Annotated in this window: 13 protein-coding genes and 1 pseudogene; 7 read left to right on the plus strand and 7 right to left on the minus strand. The window is 68.3% G+C overall.

Annotated features, from left to right (window positions below; genetic code table 11):
- Positions 1-4 precede the first annotated feature (4 nt).
- A complete protein-coding gene (locus ACFV2O_RS36120) occupies positions 5-655 on the minus strand; it encodes an HAD family hydrolase (RefSeq protein WP_379256234.1) in 651 nt (216 codons plus the stop codon).
- Positions 656-854: 199 nt separating this feature from the next.
- Here ACFV2O_RS36120 and ACFV2O_RS36125 point away from each other — a divergent pair, with 199 nt between their 5' ends.
- Positions 855-1,532 carry a PaaI family thioesterase gene (locus ACFV2O_RS36125; protein ID WP_379256235.1) on the plus strand — a complete coding sequence of 226 codons (678 nt, stop codon included), beginning with the start codon at positions 855-857 and terminating at the stop codon, positions 1,530-1,532.
- Positions 1,533-2,021: 489 nt separating this feature from the next.
- On the opposite strand, the gene ACFV2O_RS36130 is transcribed toward ACFV2O_RS36125, so the two are convergent.
- From ACFV2O_RS36130 to ACFV2O_RS36140, 3 genes are read right to left on the minus strand one after another with little or no spacing between them, the layout of a single operon-like run.
- Positions 2,022-3,185 carry a sulfotransferase gene (locus ACFV2O_RS36130; RefSeq protein ID WP_356969603.1) on the minus strand — a complete coding sequence of 388 codons (1,164 nt, stop codon included), beginning with the start codon at positions 3,183-3,185 and terminating at the stop codon, positions 2,022-2,024.
- Positions 3,186-3,194: 9 nt separating this feature from the next.
- Positions 3,195-3,971, minus strand: coding sequence for an SDR family oxidoreductase (locus ACFV2O_RS36135; RefSeq protein WP_379256237.1), 777 nt, complete (start codon positions 3,969-3,971; stop codon positions 3,195-3,197).
- On the minus strand, positions 3,971-5,134 hold the full coding sequence (locus ACFV2O_RS36140; RefSeq protein ID WP_379256239.1) for a hypothetical protein: 1,164 nt from the start codon (positions 5,132-5,134) through the stop codon (positions 3,971-3,973). Before ACFV2O_RS36140 ends, ACFV2O_RS36135 begins: the two co-directional genes overlap by 1 nt.
- Positions 5,135-5,218: 84 nt before the next feature.
- Here ACFV2O_RS36140 and ACFV2O_RS36145 point away from each other — a divergent pair, with 84 nt between their 5' ends.
- From ACFV2O_RS36145 to cysC, 3 genes are read left to right on the plus strand one after another with little or no spacing between them, the layout of a single operon-like run.
- A complete protein-coding gene (locus ACFV2O_RS36145; protein WP_364437928.1) occupies positions 5,219-6,118 on the plus strand; it encodes a helix-turn-helix domain-containing protein in 900 nt (299 codons plus the stop codon).
- Positions 6,119-6,127: 9 nt separating this feature from the next.
- Complete coding sequence (cysD, locus tag ACFV2O_RS36150; RefSeq protein WP_356969610.1) at positions 6,128-7,060, plus strand: sulfate adenylyltransferase subunit CysD; 933 nt, start codon at positions 6,128-6,130, stop codon at positions 7,058-7,060.
- On the plus strand, positions 7,060-8,895 hold the full coding sequence (gene cysC, locus ACFV2O_RS36155; RefSeq protein ID WP_379256241.1) for an adenylyl-sulfate kinase: 1,836 nt from the start codon (positions 7,060-7,062) through the stop codon (positions 8,893-8,895). The genes cysD and cysC overlap by 1 nt, the downstream gene beginning before the upstream one ends.
- A 175-nt stretch (positions 8,896-9,070) precedes the next feature.
- Here cysC and ACFV2O_RS36160 read toward each other — a convergent pair whose 3' ends face one another.
- A complete protein-coding gene (locus tag ACFV2O_RS36160) occupies positions 9,071-10,087 on the minus strand; it encodes a LysR family transcriptional regulator (protein ID WP_379256243.1) in 1,017 nt (338 codons plus the stop codon).
- Positions 10,088-10,162: 75 nt separating this feature from the next.
- Here ACFV2O_RS36160 and ACFV2O_RS36165 point away from each other — a divergent pair, with 75 nt between their 5' ends.
- Both ACFV2O_RS36165 and ACFV2O_RS36170 read left to right on the plus strand, forming a co-directional pair.
- Positions 10,163-11,683, plus strand: coding sequence for an MFS transporter (locus ACFV2O_RS36165; protein ID WP_379256245.1), 1,521 nt, complete (start codon positions 10,163-10,165; stop codon positions 11,681-11,683).
- A gap of 277 nt (positions 11,684-11,960) precedes the next feature.
- Positions 11,961-12,133: pseudogene (locus ACFV2O_RS36170) on the plus strand (NAD-dependent epimerase/dehydratase family protein); the annotation flags it as partial.
- A 14-nt stretch (positions 12,134-12,147) separates the two neighbouring features.
- Here ACFV2O_RS36170 and ACFV2O_RS36175 read toward each other — a convergent pair.
- Complete coding sequence (locus ACFV2O_RS36175; RefSeq protein WP_379256247.1) at positions 12,148-12,912, minus strand: metalloregulator ArsR/SmtB family transcription factor; 765 nt, start codon at positions 12,910-12,912, stop codon at positions 12,148-12,150.
- Positions 12,913-12,975: 63 nt separating this feature from the next.
- Here ACFV2O_RS36175 and ACFV2O_RS36180 point away from each other — a divergent pair, with 63 nt between their 5' ends.
- Positions 12,976-13,449: an SRPBCC domain-containing protein gene (locus tag ACFV2O_RS36180; protein ID WP_355158435.1), complete on the plus strand. Its 474-nt coding sequence runs from the start codon at positions 12,976-12,978 to the stop codon at positions 13,447-13,449.
- Positions 13,450-14,251: 802 nt separating this feature from the next.
- Here the strand turns inward: ACFV2O_RS36180 and ACFV2O_RS36185 are convergent.
- Positions 14,252-15,397, minus strand: coding sequence for an epoxide hydrolase family protein (locus ACFV2O_RS36185; RefSeq protein ID WP_379256249.1), 1,146 nt, complete (start codon positions 15,395-15,397; stop codon positions 14,252-14,254).
- Positions 15,398-15,471 lie beyond the last annotated feature (74 nt).

Genomic DNA, 15,471 nt, shown 5'->3' on the forward strand with positions numbered 1-15,471 from the left:
CGGCTCAGCCGGTGATCAGCCCAGGAGTGAGTTCGTCGAGGCCGGAGATGACCTTGGCGGCCAAGCCGAGCGCATCGGAAGCGGGCGGGTACTCCGGGCGCGGCGCCGCGATCACCCGCATCCCGGCCGCGTGGGCCGAGCGCATGCCGTTGCTCGAGTCCTCGACGGCCACACAGTCACTCGGCCGCTGACGCAGGAACGTCGCGACCGTCAGGTAGACGTCCGGCGCCGGTTTGCCGCGATCGACCTCCTCGGTGGAGAAGGTGACGGAGAAGTACTCGATCAGACCCGTCCGGCCCAGCACCGTGTCGATGAGCGCGCGCGGCGACGAACTGGCCAGCCCCAGCGGCCAGTGCTCACAGATCCGCTGCACGGCCTCGACCGCACCCGGCAGCACCGGCACGCCCTCGGCGTAGCGCTCGGACATCCGCTCGATCACCTCCCGCGCGACGGTCTCCGGGGGCTCGCCGACCCCGAGTTCGCCGCTCAGATAGGTCGACCATTCCCCGGTGCTCATCCCCATCAGCCGCTGCTGGGTGTCGGGCAGCCATCGCCCACCCTTCTCCGCGACGTAGCCACGCCGCACCAGTTCCCAGACCGGCTCGGAGTCGATCAATACGCCGTCCATGTCGAACACGACCGCGGTGATACCCATGCGCACAGAGCCTTTCGCCAGCCGAAGCGGTCAGGGATCCAGCGCGGCCACAACGCGTATCCGGCCCGCCGGAACCAGGCCGATACCACCCGGGAAAGGCGATATGCGGTCGCGCACCAGCCTAGGCGGTGACGGCTCATGACGACGGACACAGCACCCGCGCGGCGAGCATTCACCGGGCAACCGATAACTTGTTCTCATGAACGAACCGCAGGACGGCGACTCGCTGCCGAGTCAGGAGCACCACGAGGGCGGGTTCCGGCCGATGACCCAGCTGATCGCCGCCCACGAGGCAGCCAAGGACGACATCTCCCGCGGCGGGCCGCACTACGGCCAGTTCATCGAGCAGGTGCGCGGCCTGATGGACCGCGTCCGGCTGGCCTCGCCCTCCGACGAGCTGGCGGTGGAGGCGATCGGCATTCTCAAGGAGCTGAACGACAAGCTCGACGCCGCACGGGTGGACGAGTGGTCGACGCCCAACTGGACCCGCTTCGACCTGCCCGCCCGCGGCAACATCACCCTGCCGCCGTTCTTCATCGACCATGTCGACCCGCAGAACGGCGTCGACGCGCGCCTCACCTTCCGCACCTTCCACCTCGGCGGCAACAGCGCCGCCCACGGCGGTCAGATCGCCATCGCCTTCGACGACTTGCTCGGCATGGCGGCCGCGGTGCGCTCCGGCGCGGTGACCAGAACGGCGTCGCTCACCGTCGACTACCGCTCCATCACGCCGCTGAACACCGAACTCAAAGTGCGCGCGTGGGCCGAACGGCAGGAGGGGCGCAAGGTCTATGTGCGGGCCACCCTGCACGACGGCGACCGACTGTGCGCGGAGGCGAACGGCTTGTTCATCGTGCTGAAGCCCGGACAGCCCTGATCCTCGGCGCCTGCGCGGCGAGGATCGGCCGGTTCGAGCCTCGGTACCGCATCTGCCGGAGTCCGCTGGGCGGCGTCGGCTTCGCGCACGGGTGGTGAACGGCCCGGCCACCGCATGCCGGGAGCGCCGCTTTCCTGTCCTCTCCGCTCTCGCGCCGCATTCATAGCGCCCGCGCTCGCCGCTCCCCCGGTACACACTGTCGCGTCGATGGATCGCGAGTCCGCCGACGCGCAACGGTCGCGCACCTCGATGAGCGAATCACCTGCCGACGAGCCGGACGCCGAGCACCCTCGCGAATGGCGCACTGTGCACACTGCACGGAATGCCCTGTCGGTCAGATCGATTCGTGTCGACCCCGAAGGCGCAGGCAGGCGAGCCGCCCGCGAATCCGGCGCGACCGCACCTGCACACGATGCAAACTCGCGTGAGATGCCTTCGCCGTGTTCCGGCGCTCGCCGGTCGGACGTGCCACCGGCGAGCGCCGACCGCTCACCGCCCCGGGAAGTGCGCTTCCCGGTACGCGCCGAACCGCGCGTCCACCTGCTCGGCGGTTAGCCCGAAATCGGCGAGGGTGTAGCGGTGCGCCGGGCGTGCCGCCCCAGACGTGCTCTCCGCGTGCAACGCGGTCATCGCCGCCTCGGCCTCGGCGGTCAGTGGCAGCCCGAAGTGCCGGTAGATCGATGTCACCGTGCCGATCGGGTCGGCGACGAACTCGTCGTAGTCGACATCGCAGAACTGCGCCGCGTCGTGGCGTTTGCGGTCGGCGAGGAACCGCTCCGCGCCGCGCGCCCACAGATCCAATTGGGTCGCGCCGACCACAGGGCCGCGGAACTTTTCCGACCAGCCCGCCGACGCCTGCTCGTTCAAGCTGCACACCGACGCGATGATGGTGCGTGGATCGCGGTGCATCTGGATGACCAGCGCGTCCGGATAGACCTCGAAGATCGCGTCCAGCGCGAACAGGTGACTCGGGTTCTTCAGCACCCATCGCTTGCCCGCGTCCGGCAGCCCGATCAGTTGCAGGTTGCGCCGGTGCCTGCGATAGGCGGATGTCCAATCCCGCTCGCGCAACCACTCGGAGTAGGTGGGCAGGTAGGCCAGGCACTCGTAGGACACCGACATGGCCGACTGCCGCAGCAACTGCCAGCACTCCTCGACCTGGTCGGCCGAGATGTGGTGCACTCCCATGAACTCCGGATGTTCGACGTGGTGCTTGTCGTAGGCGGCGGCGAGGCGCTGGTAGACCGGGTTGCCCGCCCACGTCTCGCGCGGCGGGCGCGGCTGCGGCATCTCGGTCAGCCACATCTCCAGCCCTTGGTGCGCCGGGTCGGCGTTGAGCAGGCGGTGCACCGCCGTGGTGCCCGAGCGCGGCAGACCGGTCACGAAGATCGGGCGCTCGATCGCCACGTCGGCGTGTTCCGGATGCTGCCGCCAGGCCGCCTCGCTGAGCAGCCGGGCGATCAGCGCGCCGCGCAGGAACGCGCGGTTCACCTTATTGCCGAAGGGCGTGAGTTCGGCGTCCTTCGCATAGGACTCGAGCAGCACCTCGAGCCCTTCGCGGTAGTCGTCGGTGCCGAAGTCGTCCAGCCCGACCACCTTGGTCGCCGAGGCGTGCAGATCGTCGACGGTTCCGACGTCGTCCCTACCGATCACGGTCATCTCCTAGTGGTGGAATTCGCCGGCGTTGACGTCCAGGCACGCGCCGGTGATCGCGCGCGCCATGGCGGACGCGAAGAACACGACCGCGTCGGCGATCTCGTCGGGTTCGGGCAGTTTGCGCAGGTCGGTGGTCTTCGCGGTCTCGGCGTAGACCTCCTCGGAGGTGATCCCCCGCTGCTGCGCCAGGTAGTTGAAGTACCACTTCAGGTTGTCGGCCCAGATGTAGCCCGGCGCGACGGAATTGACCCGGATGCCCTTCGGACCGAGTTCGGTGGCCAGGCTCTGCGCCAGCGCGAGCAGGCTGGCCTTGGCCATCTTGTACGGCCCGAAGGTCCGCCGCGAGTGGTGCAGCACGGCCGAGTTGATCATCACCACCGAGCCCTTGCTCTCGGCGAGGCCGGGCACGAACAGCCTGGTCAGACGCAAGGCGGCCAGCACGTTCGTCTCGAAGCCCGCGCGCACCTGATCCAGGTCGACGTCGGCGAGGTCGACGATCGGCGGGATCGCGAAGGCGTTGTTCACCAGCGCGTCGACCTTGCCGAAGGCGCTGTGCGCGGTCTCGACCAGATTCACGACCGCGGCCTCGTCGTTGATGTCGGTCGGCACGACCACCGCGCGCCTGCCCAGTTCGGTGATCTCCTTGGCCACCTCGGTCAGTCGCGATTCGGTCCGGGAAGCCAGCACTACGTCCGCGCCCGCCTTCGCGCTCTGCACCGCGATCGCACGCCCCAGTCCCGGCCCCACGCCGGAGACGACGACCACTTTGTCCCGCAGCAACATCAGCCGAGCATCCTCTCCGCGACGGCGACCTGACGCGCCGCGATCCGGTCGCGCCACTGCTCCGGCGTGACCCGCGCCTGTTCGTGGAACGGCAGGCGATCGGGCAGGTCCGCGACGGAAACGATCTCTACGGTCGGCCCGTCGTCGGGTTTCATCTCCCGCGACAGCCGCTGCCAGCGGAACTGGAGGTAGCCGCGGGAATGACCGGTGCGCTCGATCCAATTGGCCAGGCCCGGATCACGCTCGCTGACCACCAGCCGGATCATCCCGTCCGGGTCCACGTGTGCCTGGTCGGCGGTGAGGCTGGTCTGATGGTTGATGTAATCCAGTGACAGGTACCACATGCTGCCGAGCTGGAAGCCCTGGTAGGGGGCGTCGGATCTGGGCACCGTGATGATCATGGCCTGGTCGTCGTCCAGGTCGTAGTGACCCACCGAGGAGAACTGGGTGCTCAGCCCGCCCGGCGTCGGCCTCGGCTCGGTCAGCGTGTTCACCGGCAGGTTCAGATAGAACCACTCCGGAAAGGCCAGGAAGGTCTTCAACCGCGACACCAGCATCTTGCCCGCCACGCCGTATCGCTTGGTGAGCACGTCCTTGGTCAGCGGCGGCGGCGCGTCGCCGATCCGGTCGACGCGCTGGATGCGGATCGTGCCCGCCTTCTCCGTCACCCAGTCGCTGTGCACCTCGCGAACCACGAGCATCGCCGCGTCGGCGCCGAGGTGCACATAGCCGGGGCCCGCTTCGCCGGGTCCGAAGCGGATCTCGTAGGTCCCGTCCGTGCGGATGTCGAGCTCTCGGTCGTCGAAAGCGGTGAGGCTGTCGGGCACGTCGACGGGCGAATAGTTGCCGTTGAGCACCTGGAAGCTCAGGTCACGGGTGGTGCCGCGGGTTCCGGTCACCACATATTCGGCGTCCGGGCGCAGGTAGGAGTGGTAGTAGAGCGTGTCGGGGTTGTCCAGGCCCATCTTGGTGTACGGGCCGGTGGACATGACGAAGAACGGGAAGTCCAGCTCGTAGGCCCAGGCCATCTGCAACGACGCGCGGATGCTGCCCGCCAGATAGTCGTAGCCCTCGACGAGGTCCTGTTCGGTGCGAATGTGCGCGGCTCCGGTGATGATCTGCTCGGCGGCGGCGATGGCGTCCGCGAACGGCTGTGTCAGCAAGAGGCTCTCTCCGGTGTTCCAAATATGTACCACTCTGGTACATTTCGATAGAAGAAAGATTAGAACGTGTTCTAGGAGTGGTCAATGGTCGGTCGTCGGTCCGCGCCCACCGCACGCGTGGTGCAGGTCCTGGATTTCTTCGTCGAACAGCGCGGGAAACGCTTCGGGCTCTCCGAGCTCGCCCGCGAACTCGACCTGGCCAAGCCGACCTGCCTGGGCATCCTCACCGAGCTGACCGCGGGCGGCTACCTGATGCGCGACGCCGACACCCGCACCTACGGGCTCGGGCCCGCACTGATCGCGGCGGGCCGGGTGGCGCAGGACAGCTTCGCCATCTCCGCGCTCGCCCGCGTCGAGCTGGACAAACTCTCCGCGCGCTACCACACCACCTGCACCGCGTCCGCGGTCGTCGGCGAGCAGATCATGGTGCTGGAGAGCACCGGACCCGGCCTGGTGAAGGTGGGCGCGGCCTACCATTTCGCGCCTCCGGTCGGCCTGATGTACGTGCTCTGGGACACCGACGCGGCGTTCGACGCCTGGCTGGCCAAGCCGCCCGCGGTGCCGTTGCGACAGGACGAGACGCGCCTGCGTCAAGTGGTCGCCGAATGCCGCGAGCGGGGATTCCTGGTGGAGAGCATGACCACCGCGGGACGTCGGCTGTACTCACTGCTGGCCGGGGTCGCCGATCGGGACCTACCCCCCGAGCTGCGCGAACTGGTCGGCGAGCTGGTGACGAGCCTCGGCGAGCGGGTGTATCTGGGCGCGGATCTACGGCCGCGCAAGGAGCACGCGGTGAGCCTGCTCGCCGCACCGACCTACGACGGCGACGGCAGGCAGAACATGGTGCTCACGATGTACGTCGGCCGCTCGATCACCGGGGCGGAGATCGCCCGCCGCGGCGCGGCGCTGGTGGACGCCGCTGACGCGGTGACGGCGAACTCGGGCGGACGCAGACCATTGACCGAAGACCGAAACGTGTTCTAGTTTTGCGATGTGAGCCAGTACGCGAAGTCGACGGCGAGCACCTACGAGCTGCCCCATCTGGACGCGCTCGAGGCTGAGTCGGCGCACATATTCCGTGAAGTGGCAGCAACATTCGAGCGCCCGGTGTTGCTGTTCTCCGGCGGCAAGGATTCGGTGGTGATGCTGCACCTGGCGGCCAAGGCCTTCTGGCCCGCGCCGCTACCGTTCCCGGTGCTGCACATCGACACCGGGCACAATTTCGACGAGGTGATCGCCTATCGCGACGAGACGGTGGCCCGCTTGGGCCTGCGCCTGGTGGTCGGGCGGGTGCAGGACGACATCGATGCAGGACGGGTCGTCGAGGAGACCGGGCCGCGCGCCTCCCGCAACCGGTTGCAGACGACGACGCTGCTGCGCTCGATCCAGGAAGGCGCGTTCGACGCGGTCTTCGGCGGCGCGCGCCGCGACGAGGAGAAGGCCCGCGCCAAGGAGCGGGTGTTCAGCTTCCGTGACGAGTACGGCCAGTGGGACCCGCGCAGGCAGCGCCCCGAACTGTGGAACCTCTACAACGGCAGGCACCGCGCGGGCGAGCATATTCGCGTCTTCCCGCTGTCGAACTGGACCGAACTGGACATCTGGAGCTACATCGCAGCCGAGGGCATCGAGCTGCCGCCGCTGTACTACGCGCACCGCAGGCCGGTGGTGCAGCGCGACGGAATGCTCTTGGCGCACACCCGTTTTCTCCAGTTGCTCGACGGCGAGGAGCCGTATGAGGCCACCGTCCGTTTCCGGACCGTCGGCGACGCGACCTGCACCGGCTGTGTCGAGTCCACCGCGGCCACACCCGCGGACGTGGTCGCCGAGGTCGCCGCGGCGCGGGTGACCGAGCGCGGCGCCACCCGTGCCGACGACCGCATCTCCGAGGCGGGGATGGAAGACCGCAAACGCGAAGGCTACTTCTGATGACGACCACACTGTTGCGCCTGGCCACCGCGGGCAGCGTCGACGACGGCAAATCGACGCTGATCGGCAGGCTGCTGTTCGACTCCAAGACGCTGTTCACCGATCAGCTCGCCGCCGTGGAGCGCACCAGCCGCGACCGCGGCGACGACTACCCCAACCTCGCGCTGCTCACCGACGGCCTGCGCGCCGAACGCGAGCAAGGCATCACCATCGACGTGGCCCATCGCTATTTCGCCACGCCCAGAAGGAAATTCATCATCGCCGACACCCCGGGGCACGTCCAGTACACCCGCAACATGGTGACCGGCGCGTCCACCGCCGACCTGGCGCTGATCCTGGTGGACGCCCGCAAGGGCGTGGTGGAGCAGACCCGCAGGCACGCGTTCCTCGCCAGCTTGCTCGGCATCCCGCACCTGGTGTTGTGCGTGAACAAGATGGACCTGGTGGACTGGTCGCAGGACCGGTTCGAGGAGATCCGCGAGGAGTTCGCGCGCTTCGCCTCCAAACTCGACGTCTCCGATCTGACCTTCGTGCCCGTGTCGGCGCTGCACGGCGACAACATCGTGCACCGGGGCGCGAGCATGCCGTGGTACGAGGGCACTCCCCTGCTGCATCACCTCGAAGAGGTGCACATCGCCTCCGACCGCAACCTGATCGACTCCCGCTTCCCGGTGCAGTACGTCACCCGCAGTCACGCCCATGACTTCCGCGGCTACGCGGGCACGGTGGCCGGCGGGGTGTTCAAACCGGGCGACGAAGTGGCGGTGCTGCCGTCGGGTTTCACCACGACGGTGGAGGCGATCTGGGGGCCGGGTGGCGCGCCCGTCGCGGAAGCGTTTCCGCCGCAGGCAGTCACCATCCAGCTCGCCGACGAGCTGGATATCTCCCGCGGCGACCTGATCTGCCGCCCGAACAACCGCCCGAACACCGGGCGCGACCTGGACGCGATGGTGTGCTGGTTCGCCGAGGACACCCAGCTCACCCCTGGCGCGACCTACACCATCCGGCACACCACCCGGGCGGCCACCGCCGAGGTGCGCTCCCTGGACTACCGGCTGGACGTCAATACCCTGCACCGCGACGAGCACGCGGAGGCGCTGTCGCTCAACGAGATCGGCCGCGTCCAGCTGCGCACTCGCCAGCCCTTGCTGTTCGACCCCTACCGGCGCAACCGCGCCACCGGCAGTTTCATCCTCGTCGACGACACCACGAACAACACCGTCGCCGCGGGCATGATCACCGGCCCGAGCCTGCCTTCGTCCCGGGTGGTCTGGCACTCCACCGCCGTCGAGCGCGACGAGCGCGCCACCCGCGGCCTGACGGTCTGGCTCACCGGCTTGTCCGGGTCGGGGAAGTCCACCGTCGCCGTGGAGCTGGAGCGCCGACTGGTGGCGGCGGGCCGCCCGGCGTTCCTCCTCGACGGCGACAACCTGCGCCACGGCTTGAACTCCGATCTCGGATTCAGCGCGGCCGATCGGGAGGAGAACGTGCGGCGCGTCGGCGAGGTGGCGAAATTGTTCGCCGAAGCCGGTGTGGTGGCTGTTGTTTCGCTGATCAGCCCCTACCGCGCCGACCGCGACCGCGTCCGCGCCGCCCACGAAGCGGCGGGCATCCCCTTCCTGGAGGTTTTCGTGGACACGCCACTGTCGGTCTGCGAGGCCCGCGACCCGAAAGGCATGTACGCCAAGGCACGCGCGGGCGAGATCCGCGGTTTCACCGGCATCGACGACCCCTACGAAGCGCCGACCGAAGCCGAGATCGTGCTGCGGCCCGACCACGGGGATCCGGCGGCGATGGCGGCGACGATCCTCGCGCGGTTGAGCCGGATGGATTGATCGGCATCGGCGCCATGGTTCGAGCCGATCGGCCGCACATCCTGATCATGTCTTTCCCCCAGATCGACCACCGCGGTCACAGCAGTTCTATGGTCTGCACCGAACGTATCAGCCTGCGATAGTTGTGCGTCGTGGATCGGCCTATCGCACCGTCACGGTTTGTGGCCCCCACAGATCAAGAGCGTGGTATCAGCCCTTCCGCGACCGAGCGGCATCGTTCCCGCCCGTCTTGTTCAGCCGCGACGCGACCGCTCCCGGCCGAGGAAGTGAGTTCCGCGGAGTCGTCGGCCCGCGACTCGCGGAGCGCGGCGCGGATCGTGTCGCGTAGCCAGCGCTGCGCCGGATCGGCGTCGAGCCGGGCGTGCCAGAGCAGTCGCACTTCGACTTCGGGCAGGTCCGCGACGAGGGGGAACCAGCGGATGCCGAGGGTGGGGCCGTACTGTTCGGCGAGGCGCTGCGGGACGAGGCCGACGTAGCGGCTCGTGGCGACCAGTAGCGCCGCGACCGCGAAGGACGGGACGACGGCCGCGACGTGGCGTTGCAGCCCGACGGCGTCGAGTGCGTCGTCGAGCGGTCCGCGCGCCCGGCCGCGGCGGGAGGCCGAAACGTGCGGATGGCGGCACAGTTGGCGCAAGGTCGGGCGGCGGCGCATGCCCAGCGGGCTGTCGGCTCGGACGATGCCGACCATTCGTTCCCGATACAGCACGGCTGTCCGGATGTCGGGAGCCGCGACGTCGCCGACGCCGATATCGAGATCGACCGAGCCGTCGCGGAGGGCCTCGGCGCTTTCGCTGCCTTCGCTCACGAAGCGCAGCACCACGCCGGGAGCGGCGGCGGCCGTGGCTTCGACCGCAGCCGTCGCCAGTGTCGCCGCGACACCGTCGTTGATGCGGATCGTGAAGGTGCGCTTCAGCTCGCCGATCGTGACCTCGCGGTCGGCGCTGATCAGTGCGGATGCCTCGTCGAGCAGTGACCGCACTCGCGGAGCGGTGCGCAGCGCGAACGGTGTGGGAGCCATTCCGCGACCGGCCCGTACCAAGATCGGGTCGTTCATCGCCCGGCGCAAGCGGCCCAGCGCCCGGCTGGTCGCCGGGATGGACAGGTGCAGGCGCTCAGAAGCCGCCGTGACGCTGCCTTCTTGGAGCAGCGCGTCGAACACGCGCAGCAGGTTCAGATCGAGCTGCTCTGGCATAGTTGCATGGTACGCAAAAGATGATTATCAAAGTTGCGTGGCATGCAGATACGCGAGGTCCATACGGTCGTCGACATGCCGTTCAATGTCTTGATCCGGGATCGTGCGCCGTCACCGGACCCGATGTCCCCTCCCGTCACGCGGCGTGGCCTGCTCGCGGTGATGTGCGCCTGCGTGGTGCTCGTCGTCGGGATGGTCGCCGCCATCAATCTCGCCGTCCCGATGCTCGCCGCGAGCGCGCTTCACCCGTCCGCCTCGGCACTGATCTGGATCGTCGATACCTACGTGATCGTCTTCGCGTGCCTGGTGATCCCAGGCGGTGCCGCCGGGGATCGTCTCGGGCGCAAGGGAGTACTGCTCGTCGGGCTGGTGCTGTTCGCGGCAGGCGCACTGATCTCCGCGCTCGCACCGAACGTAGCCCTGCTGCTGGCGGGCCGTGCGATCACCGGAGTCGGCGCCGCCGCCGTGCTACCCAACACCCTTTCGGTCCTGCTGCACGCCGTCCCCGCCGAACGCAAGGGGGCGACCATCGCCACCTGGGCCTCGATGACGGGCATCGGCGGAGTCGTCGGCAACGTCGGCGGCGGGTCGATCCTGTCGGGTGGATCGTGGCGGTGGATGTTCGCCGCCGTCGTGCCGATCTGCCTGGTTCTCGCCGCGCTGGTGGGACGCGTCGCGCCGGTGTCGCCGCGCCATGATCGCCGCCTCGACCCGATCGGCACGGCGCTGCTCGTCGGTGCGTCGGTCGCGCTGCTGCTCGGCATCGTCCAAGGGCCGGAGGCGGGGTGGGACAGTGTGGTGGTCGTGTCCGGGTTCGTCTGCGCCGCTGTGCTGTTCGCCGTGTGGACGGTCGTGGAACTGAAGGTCGAGCACCCGCTGCTGGATCCCCGGTTGTTCCGGGTACCCGGCCTGCGCAGTGCCTGCCTCGGTATGACGGCGGTCTTCTTCGGCATGTTCGCGCTGTTCTATGTCAACGCGTCGTTCTTGCAGTACGGCAAGGGGTTCGGCGTGCTGCGCACCGGGCTGGGCATCGTGCCGCTGACCGTCCCGATCATCCTCGGCGCACGACACGCCGGACGCGTCTCGGGGCGCATCGGCCTCGACGCGACCATCGCGCTGGCCTTCGCGTTCGTCGGCTGCGGACTGCTCGGGCTGTCCACCAGCGGCACGCAGACCTCCTACGTCGCCTACGCGGCATGGCTCGTGGTCACCGGAACCGGTGTGGCACTGGCACTTCCGACGCTGTCCGGCGCCATCGCCGGTGCGCTGCCGCCGGAACAGGCCGGAGTCGGAGCGGGACTGCAAGCCACCACCAGGGAATTCGGCAGCGCCTTGGGCGTCGCCGTCATCGGCACGGTGCTCACCGCACGGTTCGCCGCCGCCCTGCCGCCGGACATCCGCGCCGGCCATTCCCCGCACACCGTGGCCGAAGCCCTCGCCTCGACTGCCCCCGCTCGCGCCACCGAAGTGATAACGGCGTTCGTCTCGGGCGCGGACGCCGGACTCCGCGCGATCGGCGTGACCGTACTCGTCCTCGGCGGGCTGGTGGTGCTGCAGTCTGCGCTGTCCCGGCGGAGGGGGCCCGTCGCCGGTTGATCAGCGGACGATATCGACATATCGAGTGCGGTAGTCCGACAACCATCGAACAGCTCCCCCAAATAGCCGCCATCAGCTCAATATGCGGGCCGATTCAGCGCTCTGCCCGGTGCGCTGCGCAACCACCGGTCGCCGTGTCAGCACCGGCAGCCGACCAGCGGATACCTCTGCACGGGTTACGGGCGTCCGTCTACATCGCAGACCGCTGGTTGACGCTCTGCTCACCGCCGGATCGAATCAGCGAAGTAGTCGCGGACCTACACGAAGGAGTATCAGCATGGAAGTCTTTGTCACCGGAGCGACCGGATGGATCGGTTCTGCCGTCTCGACCAGTTGCTGGACGCTGGTCACGAGGTCACCGGGCTCGCCCGTTCGGATGCATCGGCCGCCGCGCTCGGGCGGAAAGGAGCCCGGGCGAGGCGCGGCAACCTCGATGATCTCGACAGCATCACTCGGTAGCCGAATCAGCTTGTGGCCGAGTTGATGACGTGAGCGAGGGTGTCCAGCAGCTGATTCCAGCCGAAGCGGATGCCGGCCATGGCCGGCTCCGAGCCCGGGGTCGGGTCGGACACGTCGATCCGTAGGTCGACGCGGGTGCCGCCGGTGACGCTGGTCAACTCGAGGAGATGGTCGGCCCGGAACAACGGGATCCCGTTGCCGTCCAGCGGTGACAACTCGAACCGGAGCCGTTCGGGCGGAACGACTTCGAGGTAGCGCCCGGCGCTGGAATACAGCGCACCGTCGCCCTCGCGGAGCACGATCGACAGGGCGCCCCCGACGACCGGCCGCAGGACGCAGTCGGCGACCTCGAAATGCGCTGGGTGCCACCACCGACGCGCCAGATCGGGCGAGGTCCACCACTCCCACACGGTCGCCGGCGGCGCCGACAGCGTCCGATGGAATTCGTGGGCCGACAACGGCTCGGCGGCGATTGCGACCCGGTATTCCGCGAGCACCGACTCCGAGGGATGGTCGGCCTCGAATCCCGCCAGCCACTGTCGCAGCTCGCGCAGCGGACCCCGGCGCAGGGCGTAGATGCGGCGCTGCCCGAGCGGTTCCATTACCACCAGGCCCGCGCGCTGGAGCGCCTGGAGATGTTTGGTCGTCTGCGGTTGTCTCAGGCCGAGTGCGGTAGCGATCTCGCCGACCGGACGCGGCGCCGCGTTCAGCAACTCCACGATCCGCACGCGGTTCGGTTCGGCCAGAGCGGCGAATAGTGCGGGGTCCATTGACCAAGCATGCCCCCTCAGATATATTCCTTTCAAGGAATACTTCTGAACCAGGAGCACGACATGTCCGAGCAGATCCGCATCGAACGCGACTACCCCGCCACCGCCCAGGCGATCTGGGAACTGTGGACCACCCCGGCGGGCATCGAGAAGTGGTGGGCGCCCGACGGTTTCACCGTCCGCGTCGATCAGCTCGACCTGCGCCCTGGCGGCGAACTGGTCTACACGATGACCGCGACCGCCCCCGAGCAGATCGAATTCATGCGATCCGCGGGCATGCCACTGTCGACCGAGTCCCGCAAGACGTTCACCGAGATCGACGGCCCCGACCGGCTCGCCTACACCTCCCTGGCCGACTTCATCCCCGGCGTCGAGCCGTACGAATTCCTCACCACCGTCGAGCTCGAGCCGACCGACGCGGGCGTCCGCGTGGTCATGACCGTCGACGCCATGCACGACGACGTCTGGACTCAGCGCCTCACCCAGGGACGGGAGAACGAGCTCGCCAACCTTGCCGCCATCGTCTCCGGCGGCTAGTTGCGGACCGGACAACCGAACCGGGACCAGCAACGCGGGCAGCTTCGGCGCGGCCTTCAACCCACCACGTCGACTGATCAGTGGGCTCACAAGAACGTATCGGGCGCGGGCGGTGTGATGGGCTCGGACTGACGTCGATCACCGTCGCCTCGAGCCATACCGCAGTCCAGCCCTGCCTCGGGCAGCATGAACCTATGGTGCGAGCACTACGGGATGCGGAGATCACCGAACTGTTGGACGCGGATGTCGTCGCGCGGTTGGCGACCATCGACCCGGATGGCTATCCGCTTCGTGCCGTTGCTCCGCGATGCCGAGGCAATTTACGGCCCGTCGTGACGACGGGCCGGTGGTTCGCGGAGCACGCGACGGTTGCCGACCGGCGGGTCAATGGCGGTCTGGTCGGCGCGGATACTTGGAAGGGCGCATCCGGCCCGCGAGCCGCAGAGCCTCGACCGCCGCGCATTTCCACGAGCATTCGTTGGCATCGCATTCCAAATGCACCTGCATGAGCGCGTGCGCATCACCGGGAGCGAATTCCGGGCCGTCTCTCGGCTCTACCGCAGGCCAACCCAATGGCGGCCAGCCCAATAGGCACAGTTGCTCATGGCCCACGCGTTCGGCGATGTGATAGACGCTCGGACCACGCAACGGCTTCCGCCACCATCGGCTCGCCGCGAAGAAAACCGCCAGCAGTACCGCGACCGGCTGCCGCCCCCACCATCAGTGCTGCGCCGAACTCGGACCAGCCGGACATCAAACGCCCACCCCGGCGACGACCGCCTGCCCAACGGCTCCATTCGGATCAGCCGAGTGACCGGAAGAACTCGCGGATGTCGCCGATCAGCAGCTCCGGTACCTCGAGTGCGGGGAAATGCCCGCCGGAGTAGAACTCCGACCAGTGGGTGATGTTGTGGGTGCGTTCGGCGAAGCGGCGGATGGCGTAGTCGCCGTCCTTGAAGACCGCGACGCCGGTGGGCACGGTGCCCTTCGGTTTCGGGGCGAACATGGTGGCGTCGTGGAAGCGTTCGTAATACAGGTTCGCGACGCTGCGGGCGGTGTCGGTGAACCAGTAGATGCTCACGGTGGTGAGCAGGCGGTCGATGTCGACGGCTTGTTCGGGCAGGTCGTGGGCGCTGTCGGTCCACTCGCGGTATTTCTCGACGATCCAGCCGAGCAGCCCGGCCGGGGAGTCGGCGAGCAACTGGGCGATGGTGTCGGGGCGGGAACCTTGCAGGTTCATGTAGGCCGAGCCGTCGTCCTGGAATTTCTTCATCGCGGCGAGCCGTGCCTTTTCCGCGTCGGTGAGGTCGGCAAGGTCGGCGGGGTCGCCGGTCGGGAAGGTGACCAGTGCGTTGACGTGCACACCGAGCACGTGGTCGGTGTCGATCCGCGCCAGGGCAGGAGCGATGAACGCGCCGTGGTCGCCGCCCTGCACGCCGTAGCGGTCATAGCCGAGGCGAGCCATGAGTTCGGCGAGCGCCGCCGCGATCCGGCCGTCGTTCCAGCCCGTCTCGGTGAGCGGGCCGGAGAAACCGTGGCCGGGCAGCGACGGAGTGACCAGGTGGAACGCGGGCGCGTCCGAGTCCGGGTCGGTGAGCGGGCCGATCACGTCGCGGAAGTCGGCCACCGAACTGGGCCAGCCGTGCAGCAACAGCAACGGTGTGGCGTCCTCCCGCGCGGAGCGCACGTGCAGGAAGTGGACGTTCTGGCCGTCGATGGTGGTGGTGAACTGCGGGTAGGCGTTCAGCTCCGACTCGGCCGCACGCCAGTCGAATTTCTCGGCCCAGTACCCGGCCAGCTCCTTCAGGTACGCCGTCGGCACACCGCGCTCCCAGCCGGCGCCGGGCAGCTCATCGATCCAACGGGTACGCGCCAGCCGCAGCCGAAGCTCGTCCAGGTCGGCCTGCGGAATGTCGATACGGAAGGGGCGGATCTCGGTGTTCGTCATGCCATTGATACTTCGCGTAACGAGGTGGCGGCCGAATCACGAGAAATCACTATTTCCGCGCTTGCCCAGCCCAC

Source organism: Nocardia sp. NPDC059691 (assembly GCF_042733915.1).
Lineage (GTDB): Bacteria > Actinomycetota > Actinomycetes > Mycobacteriales > Mycobacteriaceae > Nocardia > Nocardia sichangensis.

Bases quoted from the DNA above. Each gene is read 5' to 3' on its own strand.
- ACFV2O_RS36120 (WP_379256234.1), bottom strand. From the start codon at position 655: ATGGGTATCACCGCGGTCGTGTTCGACATGGACGGCGTATTGATCGAC.
- ACFV2O_RS36125 (WP_379256235.1), top strand. From the start codon at position 855: ATGAACGAACCGCAGGACGGCGACTCGCTGCCGAGTCAGGAGCACCAC.
- ACFV2O_RS36135 (WP_379256237.1), bottom strand. From the start codon at position 3,971: ATGTTGCTGCGGGACAAAGTGGTCGTCGTCTCCGGCGTGGGGCCGGGA.
- ACFV2O_RS36145 (WP_364437928.1), top strand. From the start codon at position 5,219: ATGGTCGGTCGTCGGTCCGCGCCCACCGCACGCGTGGTGCAGGTCCTG.
- cysC (WP_379256241.1), top strand. From the start codon at position 7,060: ATGACGACCACACTGTTGCGCCTGGCCACCGCGGGCAGCGTCGACGAC.
- ACFV2O_RS36160 (WP_379256243.1), bottom strand. From the start codon at position 10,087: ATGCCAGAGCAGCTCGATCTGAACCTGCTGCGCGTGTTCGACGCGCTG.
- ACFV2O_RS36165 (WP_379256245.1), top strand. From the start codon at position 10,163: ATGCCGTTCAATGTCTTGATCCGGGATCGTGCGCCGTCACCGGACCCG.
- ACFV2O_RS36175 (WP_379256247.1), bottom strand. From the start codon at position 12,912: ATGGACCCCGCACTATTCGCCGCTCTGGCCGAACCGAACCGCGTGCGG.
- ACFV2O_RS36180 (WP_355158435.1), top strand. From the start codon at position 12,976: ATGTCCGAGCAGATCCGCATCGAACGCGACTACCCCGCCACCGCCCAG.
- ACFV2O_RS36185 (WP_379256249.1), bottom strand. From the start codon at position 15,397: ATGACGAACACCGAGATCCGCCCCTTCCGTATCGACATTCCGCAGGCC.